The organism is Paractinoplanes maris (genome assembly GCF_023544465.1).
Taxonomy (GTDB): domain Bacteria; phylum Actinomycetota; class Actinomycetes; order Mycobacteriales; family Micromonosporaceae; genus Actinoplanes; species Actinoplanes maris.
The window spans coordinates 433,729-454,963 of the sequence record NZ_JALPVL010000009.1 but is presented as its reverse complement, the minus strand read 5'-3'; the positions used below and the strand labels follow the sequence as shown (position 1 = coordinate 454,963).

Annotated in this window: 20 protein-coding genes; 11 read left to right on the top strand and 9 right to left on the bottom strand. The window is 71.6% G+C overall.

The features are described 5' to 3' along the window. Nucleotides 1-21: 21 nt before the first annotated feature. Complete coding sequence (locus NAG42_RS27430) at nucleotides 22-996, bottom strand: sigma-70 family RNA polymerase sigma factor (RefSeq protein WP_250034513.1); 975 nt, start codon at nucleotides 994-996, stop codon at nucleotides 22-24. A 119-nt stretch (nucleotides 997-1,115) separates the two neighbouring features. Here NAG42_RS27430 and NAG42_RS27425 point away from each other — a divergent pair, with 119 nt between their 5' ends. After that, entirely contained in the window at nucleotides 1,116-1,940 is an 825-nt protein-coding gene (locus NAG42_RS27425) for an alpha/beta fold hydrolase (RefSeq protein WP_250034511.1), read from the top strand. Here the strand turns inward: NAG42_RS27425 and NAG42_RS27420 are convergent. From NAG42_RS27420 to NAG42_RS27400, 5 genes are read right to left on the bottom strand one after another with little or no spacing between them, the layout of a single operon-like run. Beyond that, nucleotides 1,874-2,515 (bottom strand): DUF624 domain-containing protein, encoded by a 642-nt coding sequence (locus NAG42_RS27420; RefSeq protein WP_250034509.1) that lies wholly within the window; start codon nucleotides 2,513-2,515, stop codon nucleotides 1,874-1,876. The genes NAG42_RS27425 and NAG42_RS27420 overlap by 67 nt on opposite strands. A gap of 5 nt (nucleotides 2,516-2,520) precedes the next feature. Further along, nucleotides 2,521-3,351, bottom strand: a complete 831-nt coding sequence (locus tag NAG42_RS27415; RefSeq protein WP_250034507.1) for a carbohydrate ABC transporter permease — start codon at nucleotides 3,349-3,351, stop codon at nucleotides 2,521-2,523. After that, nucleotides 3,351-4,316, bottom strand: a complete 966-nt coding sequence (locus NAG42_RS27410; RefSeq protein WP_438872451.1) for a carbohydrate ABC transporter permease — start codon at nucleotides 4,314-4,316, stop codon at nucleotides 3,351-3,353. Before NAG42_RS27410 ends, NAG42_RS27415 begins: the two co-directional genes overlap by 1 nt. Next, a complete protein-coding gene (locus NAG42_RS27405; protein ID WP_250034502.1) occupies nucleotides 4,313-5,632 on the bottom strand; it encodes an ABC transporter substrate-binding protein in 1,320 nt (439 codons plus the stop codon). Before NAG42_RS27405 ends, NAG42_RS27410 begins: the two co-directional genes overlap by 4 nt. Nucleotides 5,633-5,644: 12 nt before the next feature. Continuing rightward, nucleotides 5,645-6,679 carry a LacI family DNA-binding transcriptional regulator gene (locus NAG42_RS27400; protein ID WP_250034500.1) on the bottom strand — a complete coding sequence of 345 codons (1,035 nt, stop codon included), beginning with the start codon at nucleotides 6,677-6,679 and terminating at the stop codon, nucleotides 5,645-5,647. 219 nt (nucleotides 6,680-6,898) lie between these two features. Here NAG42_RS27400 and NAG42_RS27395 point away from each other — a divergent pair, with 219 nt between their 5' ends. From NAG42_RS27395 to NAG42_RS27375, 5 genes are all read left to right on the top strand, one after another. Beyond that, the gene (locus NAG42_RS27395; RefSeq protein ID WP_250034499.1) at nucleotides 6,899-8,134 is read left to right on the top strand and encodes a Gfo/Idh/MocA family protein; all 1,236 of its coding nucleotides are present in this window, start codon (nucleotides 6,899-6,901) and stop codon (nucleotides 8,132-8,134) included. Next, on the top strand, nucleotides 8,134-9,531 hold the full coding sequence (gene uxaC, locus NAG42_RS27390) for a glucuronate isomerase (RefSeq protein WP_250034498.1): 1,398 nt from the start codon (nucleotides 8,134-8,136) through the stop codon (nucleotides 9,529-9,531). Before NAG42_RS27395 ends, uxaC begins: the two co-directional genes overlap by 1 nt. Next, nucleotides 9,528-10,805, top strand: a complete 1,278-nt coding sequence (locus NAG42_RS27385) for an enolase C-terminal domain-like protein (RefSeq protein ID WP_250034497.1) — start codon at nucleotides 9,528-9,530, stop codon at nucleotides 10,803-10,805. Before uxaC ends, NAG42_RS27385 begins: the two co-directional genes overlap by 4 nt. Further along, nucleotides 10,796-12,244 (top strand): mannitol dehydrogenase family protein, encoded by a 1,449-nt coding sequence (locus NAG42_RS27380; RefSeq protein ID WP_250034496.1) that lies wholly within the window; start codon nucleotides 10,796-10,798, stop codon nucleotides 12,242-12,244. The genes NAG42_RS27385 and NAG42_RS27380 overlap by 10 nt, the downstream gene beginning before the upstream one ends. A gap of 66 nt (nucleotides 12,245-12,310) precedes the next feature. Continuing rightward, nucleotides 12,311-13,417 (top strand): Gfo/Idh/MocA family protein, encoded by a 1,107-nt coding sequence (locus NAG42_RS27375; RefSeq protein ID WP_250034495.1) that lies wholly within the window; start codon nucleotides 12,311-12,313, stop codon nucleotides 13,415-13,417. Here NAG42_RS27375 and NAG42_RS44410 read toward each other — a convergent pair. Then, on the bottom strand, nucleotides 13,383-14,327 hold the full coding sequence (locus NAG42_RS44410; protein ID WP_284045908.1) for a LysR family transcriptional regulator: 945 nt from the start codon (nucleotides 14,325-14,327) through the stop codon (nucleotides 13,383-13,385). The genes NAG42_RS27375 and NAG42_RS44410 overlap by 35 nt on opposite strands. Before the next feature lie 90 nt (nucleotides 14,328-14,417). Here NAG42_RS44410 and NAG42_RS27365 point away from each other — a divergent pair, with 90 nt between their 5' ends. The 3 genes from NAG42_RS27365 to NAG42_RS27355 all read left to right on the top strand — a co-directional run bounded on the left by NAG42_RS27365 (nucleotide 14,418) and on the right by NAG42_RS27355 (nucleotide 17,537). Beyond that, on the top strand, nucleotides 14,418-15,131 hold the full coding sequence (locus NAG42_RS27365) for an SDR family NAD(P)-dependent oxidoreductase (protein ID WP_250034494.1): 714 nt from the start codon (nucleotides 14,418-14,420) through the stop codon (nucleotides 15,129-15,131). Further along, nucleotides 15,118-15,498, top strand: coding sequence for an SgcJ/EcaC family oxidoreductase (locus NAG42_RS27360; protein ID WP_250034493.1), 381 nt, complete (start codon nucleotides 15,118-15,120; stop codon nucleotides 15,496-15,498). The genes NAG42_RS27365 and NAG42_RS27360 overlap by 14 nt, the downstream gene beginning before the upstream one ends. A gap of 164 nt (nucleotides 15,499-15,662) precedes the next feature. Further along, nucleotides 15,663-17,537 (top strand): S41 family peptidase, encoded by a 1,875-nt coding sequence (locus NAG42_RS27355; RefSeq protein ID WP_250034492.1) that lies wholly within the window; start codon nucleotides 15,663-15,665, stop codon nucleotides 17,535-17,537. On the opposite strand, the gene NAG42_RS27350 is transcribed toward NAG42_RS27355, so the two are convergent. Together NAG42_RS27350 and NAG42_RS27345 are read right to left on the bottom strand one after the other, a co-directional pair. Beyond that, nucleotides 17,534-18,190 (bottom strand): NAD(P)-dependent oxidoreductase, encoded by a 657-nt coding sequence (locus tag NAG42_RS27350; protein WP_250034491.1) that lies wholly within the window; start codon nucleotides 18,188-18,190, stop codon nucleotides 17,534-17,536. The genes NAG42_RS27355 and NAG42_RS27350 overlap by 4 nt on opposite strands. Beyond that, nucleotides 18,187-18,960, bottom strand: coding sequence for an inositol monophosphatase family protein (locus NAG42_RS27345; RefSeq protein WP_250034490.1), 774 nt, complete (start codon nucleotides 18,958-18,960; stop codon nucleotides 18,187-18,189). Before NAG42_RS27345 ends, NAG42_RS27350 begins: the two co-directional genes overlap by 4 nt. A 66-nt stretch (nucleotides 18,961-19,026) precedes the next feature. Between NAG42_RS27345 and NAG42_RS27340 the strand changes: the two genes are divergently transcribed. Together NAG42_RS27340 and NAG42_RS27335 are read left to right on the top strand one after the other, a co-directional pair. Beyond that, on the top strand, nucleotides 19,027-19,926 hold the full coding sequence (locus NAG42_RS27340) for a LysR family transcriptional regulator (protein WP_250034486.1): 900 nt from the start codon (nucleotides 19,027-19,029) through the stop codon (nucleotides 19,924-19,926). 42 nt (nucleotides 19,927-19,968) lie between these two features. Next, on the top strand, nucleotides 19,969-21,222 hold the full coding sequence (locus NAG42_RS27335) for an MFS transporter (protein WP_250034485.1): 1,254 nt from the start codon (nucleotides 19,969-19,971) through the stop codon (nucleotides 21,220-21,222). Nucleotides 21,223-21,235 lie beyond the last annotated feature (13 nt).

Sequence of the window (21,235 nt, the reverse complement as noted above, 5' to 3'; positions counted from 1 at the left end):
GGGCTGGGCGGGATCTTCTTCTCAGGCCGGCAGGCTCTCCGGCAGGTCGAAGAGCGGGAACAGGCGCTGGGTGTCGAGGAAGTTGTTGATGCCGGCGATCCGGCCGCCGGAGATCTCCAGGACGATCAGCGCCCACGGCACGTGGCCGGGACCATCGAGATTCGGACGGTACTGGGCGAAGGCGGGCAGACCGTTCGCGACGAGCGGGATCAGGCGTGAGCCCTCGCAGCCGGCGCCGGTGCCGGTCATCCAGGCGATGATGTCGCCGGTGCCGCGCAGCCACAGCGGGAGCGGCGGCATCGACAGCGTCGCGTCCTCGTGCAGCAGGGCGGTGAGCGCGGTCAAGTCATACGCCTCGAAGGCCTGCACGTAGCGGGCCAGCAGCTCCTTCTGCTCGTCGTCGGAGGGCTCGAGCAGCTGGGCGCCCTGGTCGGCGGCGGCGATCGTGGCCCGGGCCCGCTGCAGGGCACTGTTGACACTCGGCACCGACGTCTCGAGCAGGTCGGCCACCTCTTGCGCCGACCAGGCCAGCACCTCGCGCAGGATCAGCACGGCCCGCTGCTTGGGCGGCAGATGCTGCAGCGCCGCCACGAAGGCCAGCCGGATCGACTCGCGGTCGGCCACCACCTGGGCCGGGTCGGCCACCGCGGCCAGCACCCGCCCGTCGGGCACCGGGCCGACCCAGATCTCCTCAGGGCGCGGCTCGCCGGGATGGGTCGCGTGGCCGTCACCGGGGCCGCCGAAATCCATCGGCCGGGCCCGCCGCTGGGCGCTGCCGAGCATCGTCAGGCAGACGTTGGTGGCGATGCGGTAGAGCCAGGAGCGCAGGGCCGAGCGGCCCTCGAAGCTCTCATAGCTTTTCCACGCGCGCACAAGAGTGTCCTGCACCGCGTCCTCAGCCTCGAACGCGGAGCCGAGCATGCGATAGCAGTAACCGGTCAGCTCGGGCCGGAACGTCTCGAGCTGGGTTTCGATCGGGATGGCGACGTCGCTCACGCATTCGAAACTAGCGGAGGGGTACGACAAGAAAAACCTCCCGCCGCACCGATGAGTCCTCCGGGCGGGTCCGGTCTGAGGGGTGTCGCACAAAGCACGAGACGCCACGGAGGCATCAGATGACGAACTGGACCCAGGACACCGCGGGCAACGGCGAGTACGCGGAGGTCAACGGCATCAACCTGTATTACGAGTCGCACGGCGACGGCAAGCCGCTGATCCTGCTGCACGGCGGGCTCGGCTCGGGCGAGATGTTCGGCCCGATCCTCGGCCAGTTCACCGCGGGCCACCGGGTCATCCTGGTCGACCTGCAGGGGCACGGCCGCACGGCCGACATCGACCGGCCGCTCGACATCAAGTTCATGGCCGACGACGTGGCCGCCCTCATCGACCACCTGGGTCTCGACAAGCCGGACGTCGTCGGCTATTCGCTCGGCGGCGGCGTCGCCCTGCAGCTCGCCTTCCGCCACCCGGCCAAGGTCGGCCGGCTGGTCGCCGCGTCAGCCGGCATCCGGCGCGACGCGACCTACCCCGAGATCCTCGAGCAGCAGGGCCAGGTCGGTCCCGAGGCGGCCGAGTTCATGAAGGAGACCCCGATGTACGAGCTGTACCAGCGGGTCGCGCCCCGGCCGGAGGACTTCCCCCGCCTGCTCGGCAAGATCGGTGAGGCGATGTCCCACGACTTCGACTACACCGACGAGGTCCGCAACCTGCAGGTGCCGACGCTGATCCTGGCGGCCGACGCCGACATGTGCCCGCCCGCGCACTTCGTCGAGGTGTTCGGCCTGCTCGACGGCGGGCAGCGCGACGGCGGCTGGATGGGCGAGGGCCGGCCCAAGGGCGGCCACGCGCTGGCCATCCTGCCCGGCGTGACCCACTACAACGTGTTCATGTCGCCGCTCTTCGCCGCCGCTGCCGTGGGCTTCGTCGACGCCGCCGAGTAGGAGCCGGGTCCGACCGGCGCGACCCGGGCCAGGACGGCGTGCACGGCGAAGAGCGCATAGCCGGCCAGCACGGGCAGCAGCGCCGGGTGCAGGAAAGCCGCGAGTGCCGCCGCCAGCAGGACCACGCCGGTGGTGGCGGCCAAGGCGGGTGGGCGGGCCGCCACGAGTGCGGCTGCCCGGCGTACGGAATGGGGACGGGACGGGCCGGCCAGGCCGACCACCAGGGCGGCGAAGCCGGCGGCGATCGCGGCTGCCAGCAGCACCGCGGCGACCATGAGGGAGCCGCCCGGCACCGCGCCCCGGCGCAGCGCGGCCACGTCCACGGCGATCAGCCAGACGACCGCCAGCGCCAGCGGGCCGGCGAGCAGGCCCGGCACCAGCCGGTCGCGGAAACTGGCCCAGCCCTCGGCCGCCGTGGGCCACCGTCCGATCGTCAGCAGCTTGTCCAGGGCCGCGCTCCCGGCACTCAGCGCGGCCCCGGCGGTGACGATCGGCAGGCAGGCCAACGTCATCAGGACGCCCAGCAGGGCCAGGTCGGCTCCCAGCCGCACCGAGTCGCGCCAGTCGTGGGGCATCGTGATCAGCCCTTCAGGCCGCTGGTGTTGATGCCCTCGACCAGCAGGCGCTGGAAGGCCACGAAGAACAGGAAGACCGGGACCAGCGAGAGCAACGACATCGCGAACATCGGGCCGACCGCGTTCTCGCTGCCGGAGTCGATGAACAGGGTCAGCGCGACCGGTGCCGTGTAGTCCTTGAGGTCGGACAGGAAGACCAGCTGGCGGAAGAAGTCGTTCCAGGTCCAGATGAACGAGAAGATCGCCGTGGTGACCAGGGCGGGCCGGGACAGCGGCAGGATCACGTGCCGGAAGATGCTGTAGGACGAGGCGCCGTCGATGACCGCGGCCTCGTCGAGCTCGCGCGGGATGCCCCGCATGAACTGGACCATGAGGAACACGAAGAACGCCTCGGTGGCCAGGAACTGGGGCAGCAGCAGCGGCAGGTAGGGCCAGTCGCCGCCGACCCAGCCGAGGCTGCGGAACAGGATGTACTGCGGGATGATCAGCACGTGGCCGGGCAGCAGCAGCGTGCCGATCATGAGGCCGAACCAGATGCCACGCAGCCGGAAGCGCAGACGGCCGAACGCGTACGCGGCGAGCAGGCACGAGATCGTGTTGCCGGCCACCGTCAGCAGTGAGACGAGCGCGCTGTTGAGGAAGAACCGGCCGAAGTTGATGTCGAATTTGGTCCAGCCGTCGGCGAAGTTGCCCGGGGTGAACTCGCGCGGGATCAGCCCGATGTTGTTGACGATCTCCTGCGGCGACTTGAACGAGGTGCCCACCATCCACACCAGCGGGTAGAGCACGACGGCCAGGATCAGCAGCAGGGCCACGAGGCGGAACGGAAACCGCATCACCGCTCCTCGTTGTCGGAGTAATGGACCCAGAAGCGGCCCGTGTTGAACAGCAGCACCGTGATCGCGCCGATCACGAGCAGGAAGACCCAGGCCATCGCCGACGCGTAGCCCATGTTGAGGTCGACGAACCCGGCGATGTAGAGGTTGAGCGAATACATCAGCGTGGAGTCGACCGGGCCGCCGGTGCCGTTGGAGAGCACAAAAGCCGACGTGAAGCCCTGGAAGCCGTTGATGGTCTCGAGCACCAGGTTGAAGAAGATGACCGGCGACAGCATCGGCAGCGTGATGTGCACGAACTTGCGCCACGGGCTGGCGCCGTCGACCGACGCCGCCTCGTAGAGCTCGACCGGCACCTGCTTCAGCCCGGCCAGGAAGATCACCATCGGGGCGCCGAACTGCCACACGGCCAGCAGGATCAGCGTCGACAGCGCCCAGTCGGGGTCGTTGACCCAGGGCAGCCCCTCGATGCCGAAGATCGCCAGGAACGAGTTGAAGGCGCCGTCGCGGTTGAACATGCTGACCCAGACGATGGCCAGCGCGACGCTGCCGCCCAGCAGCGACGGCAGATAGAACAGGCCCCGGAAGACCGAGATGCCGCGCATCGTACGGTTGAGCAACAGCGCCACGGCCAGCGCGGAAGCCAGCTTGAGGGGCACCGCCACCAGGGCGAAGGTGATCGTCACCTGCACCGCGTGCCAGTAGGACTGGTCGGCGGTGAACATGCGCCGGTAGTTCTCGAGGCCGATCCAGTTCGCCTCGGTCAGCGGGATCAGCGGGCTGTAGTCGGTGAAGCTGAGATACAGCGAGATCAGCATCGGGATCGCCGTGATGCCGAGCAGACCCAGCAGCCACGGCGACAGGAACACGTAGCCGGCCAGGTTCTCCTGTCGGCGGCGGACCCGCCGCCCCGGCTGCGGGGCAGCCGGGGCGACGGGTGCGGGGGTCAGGGTGGGGGCGGTCACGAGGCGCCGATCGCCGCCTTGGCGGCGGTGACGAACGCCGCCGCGCCCTGCTCCGGGGTCTGCCGGCTGTAGATGACCTCTTCGGCCACCCGGATCAGCTCGGAGCGGACCTTGCTGTGACCCTGCGGCGGCACGGTGGGGGCGGTCGGGCCGTACTTCTTGCCCAGCTCGTCCATCACCGCGATGGTCTGCTTCATGTTGGGGTCCTCCACCGTCGCGGCGACCTGCTTGCGGACGTCGAGGTTGGGCGGCAGGCCCCGGTCGGTTCCGAGGATCTTGCCGGCCTCGGGGTCGTTGGCCAGGAAGTTGATCACGTCGACCGCGACGTCCTTGTGCTTGCCGCCGCGGAAGGCCGACATGTACATCGAGGCGCGGGCCCACTGCGCGCTGGGGTCACCCGGGTAGGCGATCAGGCCCAGCTCGTTGTCGGTGCTCTTCTTGAGCTCGGGCATCTGGTTGGCCCAGACCCACGAGGTGCCGGCCTTGCCGGTGGCGACCAGCTGCTTGCTCACGTCGCTGGCGTTGCCCTCGTGGATCACGTCCGGCGTCGGCGTCGCACCCTTGTCGCGGGCGCCCTTCCAGAGCGCGAACCACTTGGTGATGTCGGCCTCGTCGAAGCCCAGCTGCTTACCGGCGTACAGGTCCTTGCCGTTCTGCCGCAGATAGACCCAGAGCGCCTGGTAGACCGCGCTGGCGTCCTGCGTGCCGGGCAGCTTGGAGACCTTGGTGACGTTGGCCGCCCAGTCGACGAACTCCTCCCAGCTCATGCCGGTCTTGGGCTCGGGCAGTTTGTTCTTGGTGAGCAGGGTCTTGTCGTAGACCAGGCCCTGCGTGTTCTCGCCCAGCGCGACGCCGGCCAGCTTGCCGTCGACCTCGCCGTATTTGAGCAGGCTCTCCGGGAACTTGCTGACGTCGAGCTTGCCGTTGCCGGTGTACTCGGTCAGGTCGAGCGTGACGCCCCGGCCGGCGTACTCGGAGATGTAGTTGTCGTCGATCTGGAAGAGGTCGGGCGGGTTGCCACCGGCGGTGAGCGTGGCCAGCTTGTCGAAGTAACCCTGGTTTCCCTGCCAGGTCTTCTTGAACGTGACGTCCGGGTGCTTCTGGCTGTAGAGCGCGAGCGCCTGGTCGGTCAGTTCGGCACGCTTCTCGGCGCCCCACCAGAAGATCGACAACTCGGTCTTGCCGCTGTCGCCGCCGGCGTCGTCACCGCCGCAGGCCGCGGCGCCCAGGAGCAGCGGCACGGTCAGGGCGGCGGCCAGCAGCCGTCGGCGGGTAGTACCTTGAGCAGGCGTGACCGCCTGCGTGATGGGCTCCATGACGCTTCTCCTCTAGGAAGCGACACCTCCGTGGGCGATTGCGTCGCCCGGGTCCGCAGGGCTGTGCGGACCCGGGCCCCGCCCCGTCGAGTCGCGGATGACCAATTCGGTCTGCAGATGGATGTGTGCATTGGTGCGGCGGTCGTCGCCATGCGCTAGCAGCATGTCGACGGCCGCCCGACCAGCGGCGGCGGTGGGGGTCGCCACCGTGGTCAGCTTGGGGCGGGTGAGCCGGCTGAGCATGATGTCGTCGATGCCGACGACGCTGACGTCGGTCGGCACGCGTGCTCCGGCGGCCAGCAGACCCTCGATGAGACCGATCGCCATGAGGTCGTTGTAGGCCAGCACGGCGGTGGCGCCGGCCCGCAGCACGTCCTCGGCGACCGTGAGCCCGCCGACCTCGGTCGGCGGGTTGGGGCCGATGATGATGAGTTCGGCCCCGCCCGCCCGGGCGGTGGTGCTCGCCGACCGCCGGATCTCCCGGCTGGTCCACGAACCGCGCGGACCGCCGAGCAGCGCGACCCGGCGGTGGCCGAGCGCGGTCAGGTGCTCGATCGCGGTGCGGGCGCCACGGGCGACGTCCATCACCACGGCCGGGATGCCGGCGATCTGCCGGTTGACCACGACCAGCGGCACCTCGCGGCTGAGCTGCTCGATCAGCGCGTTGCTCATCCGCGGGCTGACCAGCAGCACGCCGTCGACCTGCTTGGCCAGGGCCCGCACCACCTCCTCCTCGAGCGCCGGGTCCTCATTGGTGTCGGCGACGAAGATGTGGTGGTCGTGCTTGCGGGCCTGGCTCTCGGCCGCCTTGATCAGCGGCGGGAAGAACGGGTTGGCGATGTCGGCCACGATCAGGCCGATGTTGTAGGTGCGGCCGGTGATGAGTGCGCGGGCGGCCCGGTTGGGGCGGTAGCCCAGCTGCTCGGCGTGGGCCAGCACCCGGCTGCGGGTGTTGGGGTTGACCAGATGCGGCGCCGAGAACGTGCGGGACACCGTGGAGATGTGCACGCCGGAAGCCCGGGCGACGTCGCGAATCGTGACAGCCATTGCCGACCTCCCTTGTGGCCCCGGTCACTGATGACAGCAATTAATGCAAGCGGTTGCACAACTGTCAATGCCGTTTTGTTGCGTCCGGGTTGCGAACACCATCCTCGAACTAGGTCCTATAGGGACGTAGCTGTATTTACCACCCGTGGTCATTGACGTCAGGGGATCGATCGTCCTAACTTCGCTGCAAACCTTTGCTGCCGCGGAGCCGGAGTGATCATGGCTAGACGCAGAATCGCCGTCATAGGCGCCGGCTCACGAGCCGGGATGTTCATCCGTGCGGTCACCGACGACCACGCGGACACCGCCGAGCTGGTCGCTCTGGCCGACACCAACCAGTCCCGGATGGACACCCACAACGGCTGGCTGAGCGCACCCGTGCCCACCTACCAGGCGGCCGAGCTCGCCACCATGCTCGCGAAACAGCGGGTCGACGAGCTGATCGTGACCAGCGTGGACAGCACCCACGCCGGGCACATCGTCACCGCGCTCGAAGCCGGCTGCGACGTCATCACCGAGAAGCCGATGACCGTCGACGCGCCGAGCTGCGAGCGCATCCTGGAGGCCACCGAGCGCACCGGCCACCGCGTGCAGGTGGCCTTCAACTACCGGTTCAACCCGGTGCACGAGGTGGTGCGCACGCTGCTGGCCGGCGGGGAGATCGGCGAGATCGGGTCGGTGCACTTCGAGTGGTTGCTCGACGTGCGGCACGGCGCCGACTACTTCCGCCGCTGGCACCGCGACAAGGCGAATTCGGGCGGCCTGCTCGTGCACAAGTCGGGGCACCACTTCGACCTGGTGAACTGGTGGCTGGGGGCCGCGCCGGCCGAGGTGTACGCGTCGGGGCGGCTGTTCTTCTACGGCGACCAGGGGCGCGGACGCGGCCAGGCCGACGACCGGTTCGCGCTCGACCTGGCGGCCGACCCCCGGCTCAAGGCGCTCTACCTCGACGCGGCGGCCGAGGACGGATACCACCGTGACCAGGACGTGTTCGCGCCCGGCGTGACCATCGAGGACGACCTGGCGGTGCTTGTCCGCTACGACACCGGCGCCACGATGAGCTACCACCTCACCGCGTACGCGCCCTGGGAGGGCTACCGGCTGATGGTCAACGGCAGCAAGGGCCGGCTGGAGCTCGAGGTCGTCGAGAGCGACCACGTCAGCCCGGGCGCGGCCGGGATGGTCAAGCAGGGGGCCAGCCCCGAGGCCGGGTCGGTGACGCTGACGATCCGGCCGTTCTGGTCACCCCCGTACGCGGTGGAACTGCCCCCGGCCGACCGGGAAGGCCATGGCGGCGCCGACAAGCGGATGACCGCCGTGCTGCTCGGCGGCGAGACCGACCCGATGCGGCGCTCGGCGACCGCCCGCGACGGCATGCTGGCCCTGCTGACCGGGCTGGCGGCCAACGAGAGTCTGAGTACGGGCCGGCCGGTGCGCGTGAAGGAGACGAGATAGTGCCCGATCCCATCCTGACCGGCGGGACCGCCCGCGAGCTCTACGCCGTCGCGCGGGACCTGCCGCTGATCAGCCCGCACGGGCACGTCGACCCGGCGCTGCTGGCCGACGACGAGCCGTTCGGCGACCCGGCCCGGCTGCTGATCGTGCCCGACCACTACGTGACGCGCATGCTGCTCAGCCAGGGCATCCCGCCCGACCGGCTGGGGGTGCCGCGCCGCGACGGCGGCCCGGTCGAGACCGATCCGCGGACGATCTGGCGGCTGCTCGCGGCCAACTGGCACCTGTTCCGTGGCACGCCCTCGCGGCTCTGGCTCGAACAGACCTTCCGTACGGTGTTCCAGGTCGAGACGCCGCTGAGCCGGGACACCGCCGACGACGTGTACGACGCGATCGCCGCCCGCCTGGCCGAGCCGGAGTTCCGCCCCCGGGCGCTGTTCGAACGCTTCGGCATCGAGGTGCTCGCGACCACCGAGTCCCCCACCGACGACCTCGCCCGGCACGCGAAACTGGCGGCCGACGGCTGGGCGGGCCGGGTCATCAGCACGTTCCGCCCGGACGACGTGGTCGACCTGGAACGGGAGGACTGGGCGACCAACGTCGGGCGGATGGGCGAGCTGGCCGGGGAGGACACCGGCACGTACGCGGGGTATCTGAGCGCCCTGCGCCGGCGACGCCAGGACTTCATCGACGTCGGGACCACGTCGTCGGACCACGGCCACCCGACCGCCCGTACGGTCGCCCTCTCCCCCGCCGACGCGGCCAAGCTCTACGAACTGGGGCTGCGCGGGGAGGCGTCGGCGGCGGACGCCGAGACGTTCCGCGGGCACATGATCCTCGAGTTCGCTCGCATGTCGATCGACGACGGCCTGGTCATGCAGCTGCACCCGGGGGCCTCCCGGGACTACAACCGGGCGCTCTTCACGGCCCACGGGCGCGATGTGGGCGGTGACATCCCGCAGGCCACGGATTACGTGCACGCACTGCGGCCGCTCCTGGAGGCGTACGGGATGGATCCCCGGCTGCGGGTGGTGCTCTACACGCTCGACGAGACGGCGTTCAGCCGCGAGCTGGCCCCGCTGGCCGGCGGCTACCCGGCGCTGTTCCTGGGCGCGCCCTGGTGGTTCCTCGACACCCCGGACGCGATGCGCCGCTTCCGCGAGGCGGTCACCGATTCGGCCGGGTTCTACAACACCGCCGGCTTCGTCGACGACACCCGGGCGTTCTGCTCGATCCCGGTCCGGCACGACGTGGCCCGCCGGGTCGACGCGGCCTATCTGGCCTCGCTGGTCGAGCAGGACCGCCTACCGTTCGACGAGGCGGCCGAGACGATGGCCGACCTCGCCTACCACCTGCCCAAGCGGATCTTCAAGCTCGAGAAGGGCGCAGCCAGATGACCACGATCACCGGGTTCGCGGTGCACGACGTCCGCTTTCCGACCGCGGCCGCCGGGGACGGGTCCGACTCGATCAACCGGGGCGACTACTCGGCCACCTACGTCGAGCTGACCACCGCCGAGGGGGTCACCGGCACCGGTTTCACCTTCACCAACGGGCAGGGCAACGAGATCACCTGCGCCTGCGTGCGGGCCCTGGCCCCGCAGGTGGTCGGGCGGACGGTCGCCGAGCTGACCGCCGAACCGCCGCGGGCACTCACCGCCCACCCGCAGCTGCGCTGGCTCGGGCCCGAGAAGGGCGCGCTGCACATGGCCACCGGCGCGCTGATCAACGCGGTCTGGGACCTGCGGGCCAAGCTGGCCGGCCGGCCGATGTGGGAGTTGCTGGCCACCCTGCCCACCGACGAGCTGCTGTCGTGTGTGGACTTCCGGCACATCGACGACGCGCTCACCCCGGCCGAGGCGGCCGCGATCCTCGACAAGGGCCGGGTGGGTCTGGAGGACCGGCTGGCTCTGCTGCGCAGCGACGGCTTCCCGTCCTACACGACCAGTGTCGGCTGGCTGGGCTACCCCGACGACAAGGTGCGCGAGCTGACCAGGACCGCCTACGCCGAGGGCTGGCGGGCCGTGAAGATGAAGGTCGGCGGCCCGATCGAGGACGACGTGCGGCGGGCCGGGATCATCCGCTCCGAGATCGGCCCGGACGCGCTGCTGATGATGGACGCCAACCAGATCTGGGGCGTCGACGAGGCGGTGGCCAACATGGCCCGGCTGGCCCCGTTCGACCCCTACTGGATCGAGGAACCCACCCACCCCGACGACGTGCTCGGACACGCCCGCATCCAGCAGGCGGTCGCCCCGATCCGGGTCGCCACCGGTGAGGTCGCGGCCAACCGGGTCATCTTCAAGCAACTGCTGCAGGCCGGGGCGATCGGCGTGATGCAGGTCGACGCGTGCCGGGTCGCGGGCATCCCCGAGGTGCTGGCCGAGCTGCTGCTGGCCGCGAAGTTCGGCGTACCGGTGTGCCCGCACGCCGGTGGGGTCGGCCTGTGCGAGCTGGTGCAGCACCTGGCCATCTTCGACTACCTGCGGGTCGGCACGTCCCTGGACGGCCGGATGGTCGAATACGTCGACCACCTGCACGAGCACTTCGCCGATCCGGTGCGCACCCGCGACGGCCGCTATCTGGTGCCCGACCGGCCGGGCTACAGCTCGGACATGCTGGCCGCCTCGATCGCCGAGTTCTCCTTCCCGGACGGCCCGGCATGGAGCTGAGCCGCGCCGCCCTGCCGAGGGTGCCGGCCGGGTGCCGGCCGCGCATCTCCGCGCCGGCCCCGGGGATCGTCCATCTGGGTGTCAGCGCCTTCCATCGGGCCCACCAGGCCGTCTTCACCGAGGAGGCGATGGCCGCGGGCGGCGGCGACTGGGGCATCGTGCACGTCGCGCCCCACTCACCGCAGATCGTCGGGGCGATGCGGGCGCAGGACGGGCTGTTCAGCGTGACCGCGCTCGGGCCGGAGGGCACCAGCACCCGGGTGGTCGGCTCGTCGGCCGGGCAACTGCTGGCCGCGGCCGACCCGGACGCGGTGGTGGCACTGCTGGCCGATCCGGCTGTCCGGATCGTGACGCTGACCGTGACCGAGAAGGGCTACCGGCTCGACGGGGCGACCGGGCGGATGCTGCTCGACGACGAGTTGCGGGCCGACCTCGAGACCGACCGGGCCCCGCGTACGGTGCCGGGCCTGCTCATCCGGGGGCTGTGCGCGCGGCGGCGGGCCGGTGCCGGGCCGATCGCGCTGGTCAGCTGCGACAACCTGCCGGCCAACGGGCATCGGATGCGGGGCCTGATCGACACGCTGGCGGTGGCCAAGGGGATCAGCGACTGGGTGCGGGAGAACGTGACCTGCCCCGGCACGATGGTCGACCGGATCGTGCCCGCCACCACGGCCGAGACCCTGACCCTGGCGGCAGAGACCCTCGGCGTCCGGGATCGGGCCGCGGTCAACGGCGAGCCCTACCGGGCCTGGGTGATCGAGGACGACTTCCCGGCCGGGCGGCCCGCCTGGGATCTGGCCGGGGCGGTGATGACCGGTGACCCCCGCCCCTGGGAGACGCTGAAACTGCGCACGCTCAACGGGGTGCACTCGGCGATCGCCTACCTGGGCGCGGTGGCCGGGCACGAGACCATCGCCGCCGCGCTGACGATGCCCGGGCTCGAGACCGCGGTGCGGCTGTTCATCGCCGAGGACATCGCCCCGAGTCTGGAGCCGCCGGACGGGGTCGACACCATCGCGTACGGGGATGAGGTGCTCGTCCGGTTCGAGAACCCGGCCATCGCGTACCGGACCACGCAGGTGGCCGGCGACGGCACGCAGAAACTGCCGCCGCGGGTGCTGCACACGATCCAGGACCGGCGGGCGGCGGGCGAGATGCCCCGGTGGGGTGCGCTGGTGGTGGCGGCGTGGATGCGCTTCGTCCAAGGGGTGACCGACGACGGGCAGCCGCTGCCGCTCGACGACCCGCTGGCCGACCGGATCCGGGCGCGGCTGGCGGCGGCCCCGGCCACGCCGGAGGGTGTCGTGGAGGCCTTGCTGGGCCTCGACACCGTCTTCAACCCGCAGCTCGCGGACGACGCCGAATTCCGGGCTGTTCTCGTGGGGTGGCTGACCTCGCTGGAGAAGCACGGCGTCGCGGCCACGCTGGCCGGTGCGTGATGACGGCCCGTACGCCTGATCGGCGGGTCCGATGAGCGCCGCCGCTGCTTTGATCGGCGGGGTCCGGTGACGCCGCGGGTGGCTCTGGTCGGTGCCAACGGCCATGGGCGGTGGCATCGACGGCGGATCGCCGAGCTGGCCGCCGGTGGTCTGGTGTCGCTGGTCGCGCTGGCCGATGTGCAGCCGATCGACCCCGAGCCGGACGTCGCGGCCTTCACCGATCACCGCGCGCTGCTGGCGACGGCCCGGCCGGACGTCGTGGTGATCTGCACGCCACCGCACACCCACCTGCCGATCGCGCTGGACGCCCTGGCCGCCGGCTGCGACCTGCTGCTGGAGAAGCCGCCGGTCACCTCGTCGGCCGCGCACGAGACGCTGCTGGCCGCCCTGCGCTCGACCGGGCGGTCCTGCCAGGTCGGCTTCCAGGCGCTCGGATCCGTGGCCTGGCAACGGTTCCGCGACTCGCTGTCGCCGGCGGTCACCGGCCTGTCGGCGGTGGCGTCCTGGCAGCGCGACGACGCCTACTACGCGCGCTCGCCGTGGGCCGGTCGCCGGATCGTCGGCGGGCGGCCGGTGGTCGACGGGGCCCTCGTCAACCCGCTCGCCCACGCGGTCATGCAGGCCCTGGCCGCGGGCACGGCGGCCGGGGCGGGACGGCCGCGGCAGCTGGAGGTCGAGCGTTACCGGGTGCGGCCGATCGACGTGGAGGACACGGCTTTCGCGCGCATCACCTTCGAGAGCGGGCTGCCGCTGATGGTGGCGGTGACGCTGGCCGGTGAGGACTTCATCGCGGGCGAGATCGAGGCGCGGGGGCCGGACGGGCGGGCGTTGCTCGAATATCCGACCGACCGGCTGGCGTTGCCCGGGGCCGGCCTGGCCGACGTGCCGGGCCGCACCGATCTGCTCAGCGACCTGCTGCGGCACCGCGCCGAGGGTACGCCGCTGCTGGTGCCGCTGGAGGCGACGGCCGATTTCACCGCCGTACTGGAAGCTCTGACCCTGCCCGAAGCGCCCGAGCCGCACCTGGTCGAAGCGAAAGTGGAGGGCGCGAACCGGACGATCCCCGGGATCAACGCGTTGCTGCGGCAGGCCGCGGAGAGCCTGGCCCTGCCGTCGGAGCTGGATGTGCCGTGGGCGGTCAAGCCTTGTCGCCGGCGCCTGCCCGTGACTTGACGCGGTGCGGGTCGTCGGCCGGCAGCCAGGCGGCCGGGTCCTCCAGGCAGAGCCGGTCGACCGAGGTGGTCAGTGCCTCGGCCACAGCCCGGACGGCCGCGCGGGGCTCGTCGCGGCGGGACACCAGCGACCACGTCCAATAGACGGCCGGATGGTGGATCGGACGGGCCACCAGATCGGGCGGCACCGGCGCGGTCTGGCTCTTGGGGTTGTTGACCACGGGGCGGCGCAGGCGGCGGACGTGGTTGAAGAACGCCTGCCCGGTCACCCCGCCCTCCTCGACGTCGAGCGCGTGAGCGCCGGTCTCGACGGCCATGGACTTGGCCCAGCGGTTCCACGACGACCAGGACGTCTCGTCGGCGTCGATCAGTACGGTGGCGTCGCGCGGCCGGATCGGCGTCGTGGCGGTGCCCGTGCTGAGGGTGTAGAGGCGGTCCGAGCCGAGCAGCCGCGCCTCCAGGCGGTCGTCGATCAGCGTGCTGTCCGGCACCCAGCAGATCGCCAGATCGAGGCTGCCGTCGGCGACCCGGGCGGCCTGTGCGTGCGAGGGCAGCACCCAGGCGTCCACCACCAGCTGGGCCACGCCGGCTGCGCGCTCCTCGAGACCGGGAGGCCGCCAGTTGACGTAGCCCAGGCGCACCGGCTCGGAGGCGGACAGGCCGGCCACCGTACGCCGGAGGTCGTCGGCCTGGTCGAGCAGCGCCCGGGCCCGGGGAAGCAGCAGGACACCGGCCGCGGTCAGGGCGACCGAGCGGCGGTCGCGGTCGAACAGGCGGTTGCCCAGATCACGCTCCAGCGCCTTGATCTGCTGCGAGAGCGACGGGCCGGCGATGCGCAGGCGCCGGGCGGCCCGGGCGTAGTTGAGCTCCTCGGCGACCGCGACGAAGTAGCGCAGCTGGCGTAGCTCCATCGGCCCAGCTTAGGCCGCTGATAGGCCCGGCCTCTCAGTCGGGAGGAAGCCGGTCGTGCCGGTTCGGCGGCCGCGACGGAGTCTCTGGTCATGACGAACAACTCTTCCCAGGTCGCCGTGGTCACCGGAGCGTCACAGGGCATCGGGGCCGCCACCGTCGCCGCCTACCGCAAGCTCGGCTGGTCGGTCGTCGCCAACTCCCGCACCATCGAGCGCTCCGATGATCCGGGCGTACTGGCTGTGGCCGGCGATATCGCCGACCCGGCCGTGGGTCCCCGGGTGATCGCGGCCGGTCTGGCCGAGTTCGGCCGCATCGACACGCTGATCAACAACGCCGGCATCTTCATCGCGAAGCCGTTCACCGAGTACACCGTGGACGACTTCGACGCGGTCGCCGGCGTCAACCTGCGCGGCTTCGTCGCGATCACCCAGCCGGCGGTCGAGGCGATGCTCTCCGCCGGTGGCGGCCACGTCGTCACCGTCACCACCTCGCTGACCGATCACGCCAACAGCGCCCTCGCGTCGGCGCTGGCCTCGCTGACCAAGGGCGGGCTCAACTCGGTCACCAAGGCCCTGGCGATCGAGTACGCGACCCGGGGCGTCCGCTTCAACGCGGTCTCCCCCGGCATCATCAGCACGCCGATGCACCCGGCCGAGACGCATGCGTTTCTCGAGGCGCTGCATCCGGTCGGCCGGATGGGCGCCATCAGCGACATCACCGACGCGATCGTCTATCTGGAGGGCGCGCCCTTCGTGACCGGCGAGATCCTGCACGTCGACGGTGGTCAAAGTGCCGGACACTGAGGCTGAAACCGTGCTCGGCGAGGTGCTCGACGCCTGGCGGAAGGCGATCGGCGACCATCACCCGTCGTCGGTCGCGGAAGTGTTCACCGAGGACGCGATCTTCCAGGGCCTGCGCCCCTACAGCGTCGGACGAACCGGGGTCGAGTCGTATTACGCGGCCCAGCCGGAGGGCATGACCGTCGCGTACCGGATCCTCGAGTCGCGCCGCATGGGCGACGATGTCGTGCTCGGCTGGGTGACGGCCGACTTCGACTTCACCCGGGCCGTTCCCGGTCGCGCCCCGATCGCCGTGAACCTCACGGTTGTCGTGCGGCGGACTGCCGGCGGCTGGCGGATCGCCCACTATCACGTGTCACCGCGTCTCTGATCAGACGCGGGCCGGGCGGCTGTGAGGCCGCCCGGCCCGCGTGCGATCAACCCTGGTTCTTGCGCGTGTCCGGACCAGGCTGTTGTTGGCCTGGGCGAGCACGCAGTCGGGGGCGTCGCCGATCGGACAGCCGCAGCGCGTGGGAACGGTCCTACGCTGCGGAGATGACACAGGCGACGTCGCTCACCGACTTTCTCGGCACGACCGAGGCCGGCCGGCTCACCCCGGTCCAGCGGCGGCTGATCGTCGACCAGGCACTGCTGCTGCTCGAGCAGAACTACGCGCTGCTGCCGTTCAAGGTGGCCCGTTACGGCATCAACCCGTTGCAGCGCCTGCGGTTGCTCCGGCAGCGCCTCGGCCGCGACGGCGACCCGGAGCGGGAATGGCAGACTCACCTCGAAGTGCTCGATGTCTTCAACTCGCTGCGCGACCTGCACACCCGCTACACGTTGCCGCAGCCGTTCAACGGTGTCGCGGTGTTCCTGCCGTTCCTGCTCAAGGAGTTCGCCGAGGACGGCCGCCGGCGCTACCTGGTCAGCCGCCGCCAGGCCGACCTGCCCGAGCTGGACGATCAGGCGTTCCGCTTCGGCGTCGAGGTGACGCACTGGAACGGGGTGCCGATCGCCCGCGCCGTCGACCGCTTCGCCGAGCGGCTGCCGGGGGCCAACGCCGACGCGCGGCATGCCCGGGCGGTGCAGATGTTCACCGTACGGTCGCTGGCCTTCGCCGCCCCGCCGGACGAGGAATGGATCGATCTGTGTTATCTGGACGCCCAGCAGCAGAGCCGGCAGATCCGGCTGCGGTGGAGCGCGACGCCGATCGAGTCCGCGGTGTCGCCGCCGGCCGGCACACCGCTCGGCGTGGACGTCGAAGCGGCCCAGCTCGCCCGCCTGCGCGCCGCGCTGTTCGCTCCCGACGCGCTGGCCGGGCTGGCCGCCACCGCGGACCCCGCCGCCGTGCCGGTCGTCCCCGAGCTGACGACGGTCTTCGAGGCCCGCCGGGTGACCGTGGGCGGCCGGACGATCGGGCACCTGCGGGTGCGCACGTTCATGCCGACCGCGAGCGGGATCGTCGGCTTCGTGCGCGAGTTCGCCCGGCTGCTGACCGCGCTGCCACCGGACGGCCTCGTGCTCGACGTGCGCGGCAACGGCGGCGGCGCGGTGGTGGCCGCCGAGCTCTGCCTCCAGGCGCTCAGCGCGCGTCCGGTCGAGCCGGAGCCCGCCCAGTTCGCGGCGACCGCGCTCAACCTGCGGCTGTGCCGCACCAACGAGAGCCTGCGCCCGTGGCTGCGGTCGATGGAGCAGTCGCTGGAGTCCGGCGCGCCCTACTCGGCCGGTCTCCCGTTCACCGAGCGGGAGTGGTTCGAGGCGGTCCCGCAGTCCTATTTCGGCCCGGTCGTGCTGCTGACCGACGCCCGCTGCTACTCGGCCACCGACATCTTCGCCGCGGGCTTCCAGGACAACGCCCTCGGCCGGGTGCTGGGCACCGACGGCAACACCGGCGCCGGCGGCGGCAACGTCTGGCAGCTGGGCGACCTGATCGGCGCGCTGGCCGGCCAGGCCGACGTGCCGTTCCAGCCGCTGCCTCTGGGCGCCGGGTTGTCGCTGGTCATCCGGCGGGTGCTGCGGGTCGGGGCCAACGCCGGCACGCCGCTGGAGGACTACGGCGTGGTGCCCGACGAGGTCCACCACAGCACCCGGCGCGACATCCTGCACGACGACGCCGACCTGATGGTGGCGGCCGTCGAGCTGCTCGAGAAGTCGCCGGCCCGCCGCTTCGACGTGACGCTGTCGGAGGCCGAGGGGTCGATCACCGCGGTCTTCGCGGTTCTCGGCGTCGAACGGGCCGACTTCGAGGTGGACGGACGACCCCGCTACAGCGCCGACCTGGGCGGCAACCCGGGGCCGGTCGAGGTGGTCGACTGCGGAGGGGCCGGGCTGGTTCGCGTACGGGGGTTCGACGCGGGCGAGGTGGTCGCGCTCCGGACTTTCGTCCGCCGGGGTGACACGCTGCAGCCGCTGGAGACGCTGGCCGATTAGCGCGGCAGGGGGACGGCGATGGCGCCGGCGTGGGCCGGGTTCTCGGCCTCGTCGAGCATGGCCGCGGCGACCGTGGCCCGGCTGATCCGAGCCGGTAGCAGCGTTTTCGGGGCGTCCCGCAGGCCGGTCGTGCGGCGGGCCGGGCTGAGCGGGCCGTCCGACAGCATGCCCGCGTGGAAGACGGTGCCGCCCGCGTCGAGCACGGCCGTGTCCGCGGTGACCTTGTCGGCGATCTGGTCGCCGAGCAGCCGCAGCAGCGCCCGGTTGAGCCGGCTGGTGGCCGGGGCGGACGCACCGGTGCCGAAGGCACCGAGCCAGACGACCCGGTCCGGGCGGGCCTGGGTGACGGCTCGGGCCCCGGCGGTGAGCGCGCCCGCCTTCTCGCGGCGGGCCACGCCGAGCCCGGACACCACGATCGCGCGCCCGCGCAGGGCGGCGGCGATGCCGTCCGCATCGCGCACGTCGGCGGCCACCTTGAGCAGGTGGGGCGAGTCGGGGACGGCGATGCGCCCCGGTGTGCGGGCGATGGCCACGACCCGGTGCCCGCGCGCGAGCGCCTGGCGGGTCAGCTCGAGGCCGGTCCCACCCGAGGCGGCCAGCACGGTGATCTCCAGGCCGGTCGCTTCCGGGCCGGTCGCTTCCGGGCCGGTCATCGCAGCGGCCGGAGGACGTCGAGGGCGGCGGCGTGCACGCCGGGTGCGGCGGCCAGGTAGCCGTCGCTCGTGATCTGCCAGGGTTTGCCGTCGAGGTCGGTGACGGTGCCGCCGGCCTCCTGGACGAGCAGGACGGGGGCGATGTGCGAGCGCAGGTTGTCGAACTGCCAGTGCGCGTCCATGCGGCCGGCCGCGACCTGGGCGAGCTGCTGACCGACGGGCACCGAGGCTCGCACGTACAAGGCCTGTTGCATCATCGCGGCGATGGCCGCGCCGGCCCGCTCGGCGTAGGCCCGCTCCTGGCGCGGTTTCGCCTGGCCGGTCCCGGTCAGGGCCAGGCTCAGGTCGGTCTTGGCCGAGACCCGCACGGGTACGTCGTCGAGGAACGCGCCGCCCCCGGCGATCGCACTGAACGTCTCCCCGGTGGCCGGCGCGTGCAGGACGGCGAGCTCGGGCCGGCCGTCGCGCACCAGGCTCACCCCGATGTTGTGGTCGGGCATCCCCTGCACCGCGTTCATGTTGCCGCCGACCGGGTCGACGACCCACCAGTCACCGTCGGGCATCGGGCCGGAGCCGTGCTCGTCGGTGGTCCAGCGGGAGCCGGGCAGCGCCTCGGTCAGGATGGGCTGGAGCACGCCGGCCACGGCTTCGTCGTTGGCGCGCAACGCCGCGAACAGCTCCTCGCGATCGAGGGGCGGCGGGCCGGCGCGGTTGATCTTTTCGGCGGCGGTGTGGACGGTGGCGATGACTGTTGCCAGGAGTTCCTGCATGCGTCCACTGTCACCGCGGGCCTGGATTAAGTCCAGTGCAACGTTGTTAGGTTACGATTTACCACCATGCAACTGGATTTGAACCTGCTCACGGCGCTGGACGCGCTGCTCGAGGAGGGCAGCGTGGCCGGGGCGGCCCAGCGGCTGCGGCTGTCGTCGCCCGCGGTGAGCCGCAACCTCGGCCGGCTCCGCAAGCTGACCGGCGACGACATCCTGGTGCGCACCGGGCGGACGATGACCCCGACCCCGTACGCCTTGGCCGTGCGCGACCAGGTCGGTGAGCTGCTGCGTCAGGCCCACGACGTGCTGGCGCCGAGCCGGGAGCTGGACCTGGGCGGACTCGACCGGGTCTTCACCCTGCAGTGCCACGACGCGCTGGCCACCGCGCTCGCGCCGCCACTGATGGCCGACGTGGCCGAGCACGCTCCCGGCGTACGCCTGCGGTTCCTGGCCGAGGCGGCGGTCGACACCGACGAGCTGCGGCACGGCCGGGTCGACCTGGAGATCGGGGCCGACGTGCCGGCGCGGCCCGAGATCCGCCACGAGACCGTCGGCCACGACCGGTTCGCCGTGCTGGTGCGCCGGGATCACCCGTACGCCGGCGGGCTTGATCTGGACGCCTACGCGGCCCAGCCGCACGTGCTGGTGTCCCGTCGCGGCCGGCTCACCGACCCAGTCGATGCCATTCTCGAGGCGCACGACCGGCGGCGGCGCGTCCTGGCCACGGTCGGCACGATCGCCACCGCGGCGCACCTCATCGCCCGCTCCGACGCCGTGCTGACCGCTCCCGAACTGACCTGGCGCCCGCTGGCCGAGGCGTTCGGGCTGGTCACCCTGCCACTGCCGTTCTCCCTGCCGGCCCCGCCGATCATCTGCGGCTGGCATCAGCGCCACGACACCGACCCGGCCCACACCTGGCTGCGCGACCAAGTACGCGCCGCCTTCGCCGGCGTCCTCGGCGGCTGAATCGAGTTGCGCGCCCATCGATGATCATGTTGCGATCGAGGCATGGGGGACTTACGAAGGTCGATCGAGAAAGTCCTGCCGCCGCCCGGGCTGCCGAGACGGCTGGCCACCCAGTCGGCGGTGCTCGGGGTCGGCAGCGGCACCTACCTGACCGGCAGCGTGGTGTTCTTCACGCTCTATGTGGGACTGACGCCGGTGCAGGTGGGGCTCGGTTTCTCATTGGCCGGGCTGATCGGGTTGCTCGGCTCGCTGCCGCTGGGTCACCTGGCCGACCGGGTCGGCGGGCAGCGGGCCTGGGTGATCGGCGCGCTGGCCGGGGCGGCGGCGTTCGCGGCGTACCCGTTCGCGGGCGGATTCTGGACGTTCCTGCTGGTCATCGCGGCCGAAGCGGTGGCCGACACGCTGGCCAACTCGGGACGGATGGTCTACACGGCGGCCGCGCTGCCGCGGGAGGACCGGGTGCGGGCGATGGCATTCAACCGGGCGTACCTCAACGTCGGCTTCACCGTCGGCTCGGGGCTCGGCGCGGCCGCGCTCGCCCTCGACTCGCGGGCCGGCCTGCTGACCCTGGTGCTGGCCAACGCGGTCGGGCTCGTGCTGAACGCGATCTTTGTGGCCCGGATGCCCGCGGTCCACGCCGATCCGGTCGCCGCCGGGTCGCGGCCCAGCCCGTGGGGTGTGCTGCGTGACCACCCGTACACGGCCCTGGCCGGGCTCTTCGGCGTGCTGTGGCTGAACGCGACGTTGTTCGGCGAGGTGATCCCGTTGTGGGCGATCACGATGACCGACGCCCCGAAGCCGTTGCTGGGCGCGCTGTTCGCCCTCAACACGGTGATGGCCGTGGCGTTGCAGGTGCGGGCCACCCGCGGCGCCGACAGCATCGCCGGCTCGACCCGGATGCTGCGCTGGGCCGCCCTGGCCAGCGTGGTCGCCTGCCCGGTGCTCGCCCTCAGCGGCTCCACCCACGGCTGGGTCACGATCGGCCTGCTGGCCCTCTCGATCGTGCTGGTCACCGCGACCGAGCTGTGGATGTCGGGCGCCCAGTGGTATCTGCAGACCGAGATCCCGCCTCCCGAGCAGCGAGGCGCCTATATGGGAGCCAGCAAATCGGTGGGCGGCGTCTCCAAGATGCTCGGCCCCGCCTCGCTGACCTTCCTGGCCATCCACACCGGCGGCTGGGGCTGGTGGGTGATCGCCGGTATCTTCGCCCTCGCCGCCGCGGCCACCGGCCCGATCCTGGCCTGGGTCACCCGGACCCCCCGCAACGGCGTCATCCGGGTGCCACAGACGGCGTAGCCGAGCGGCCGGG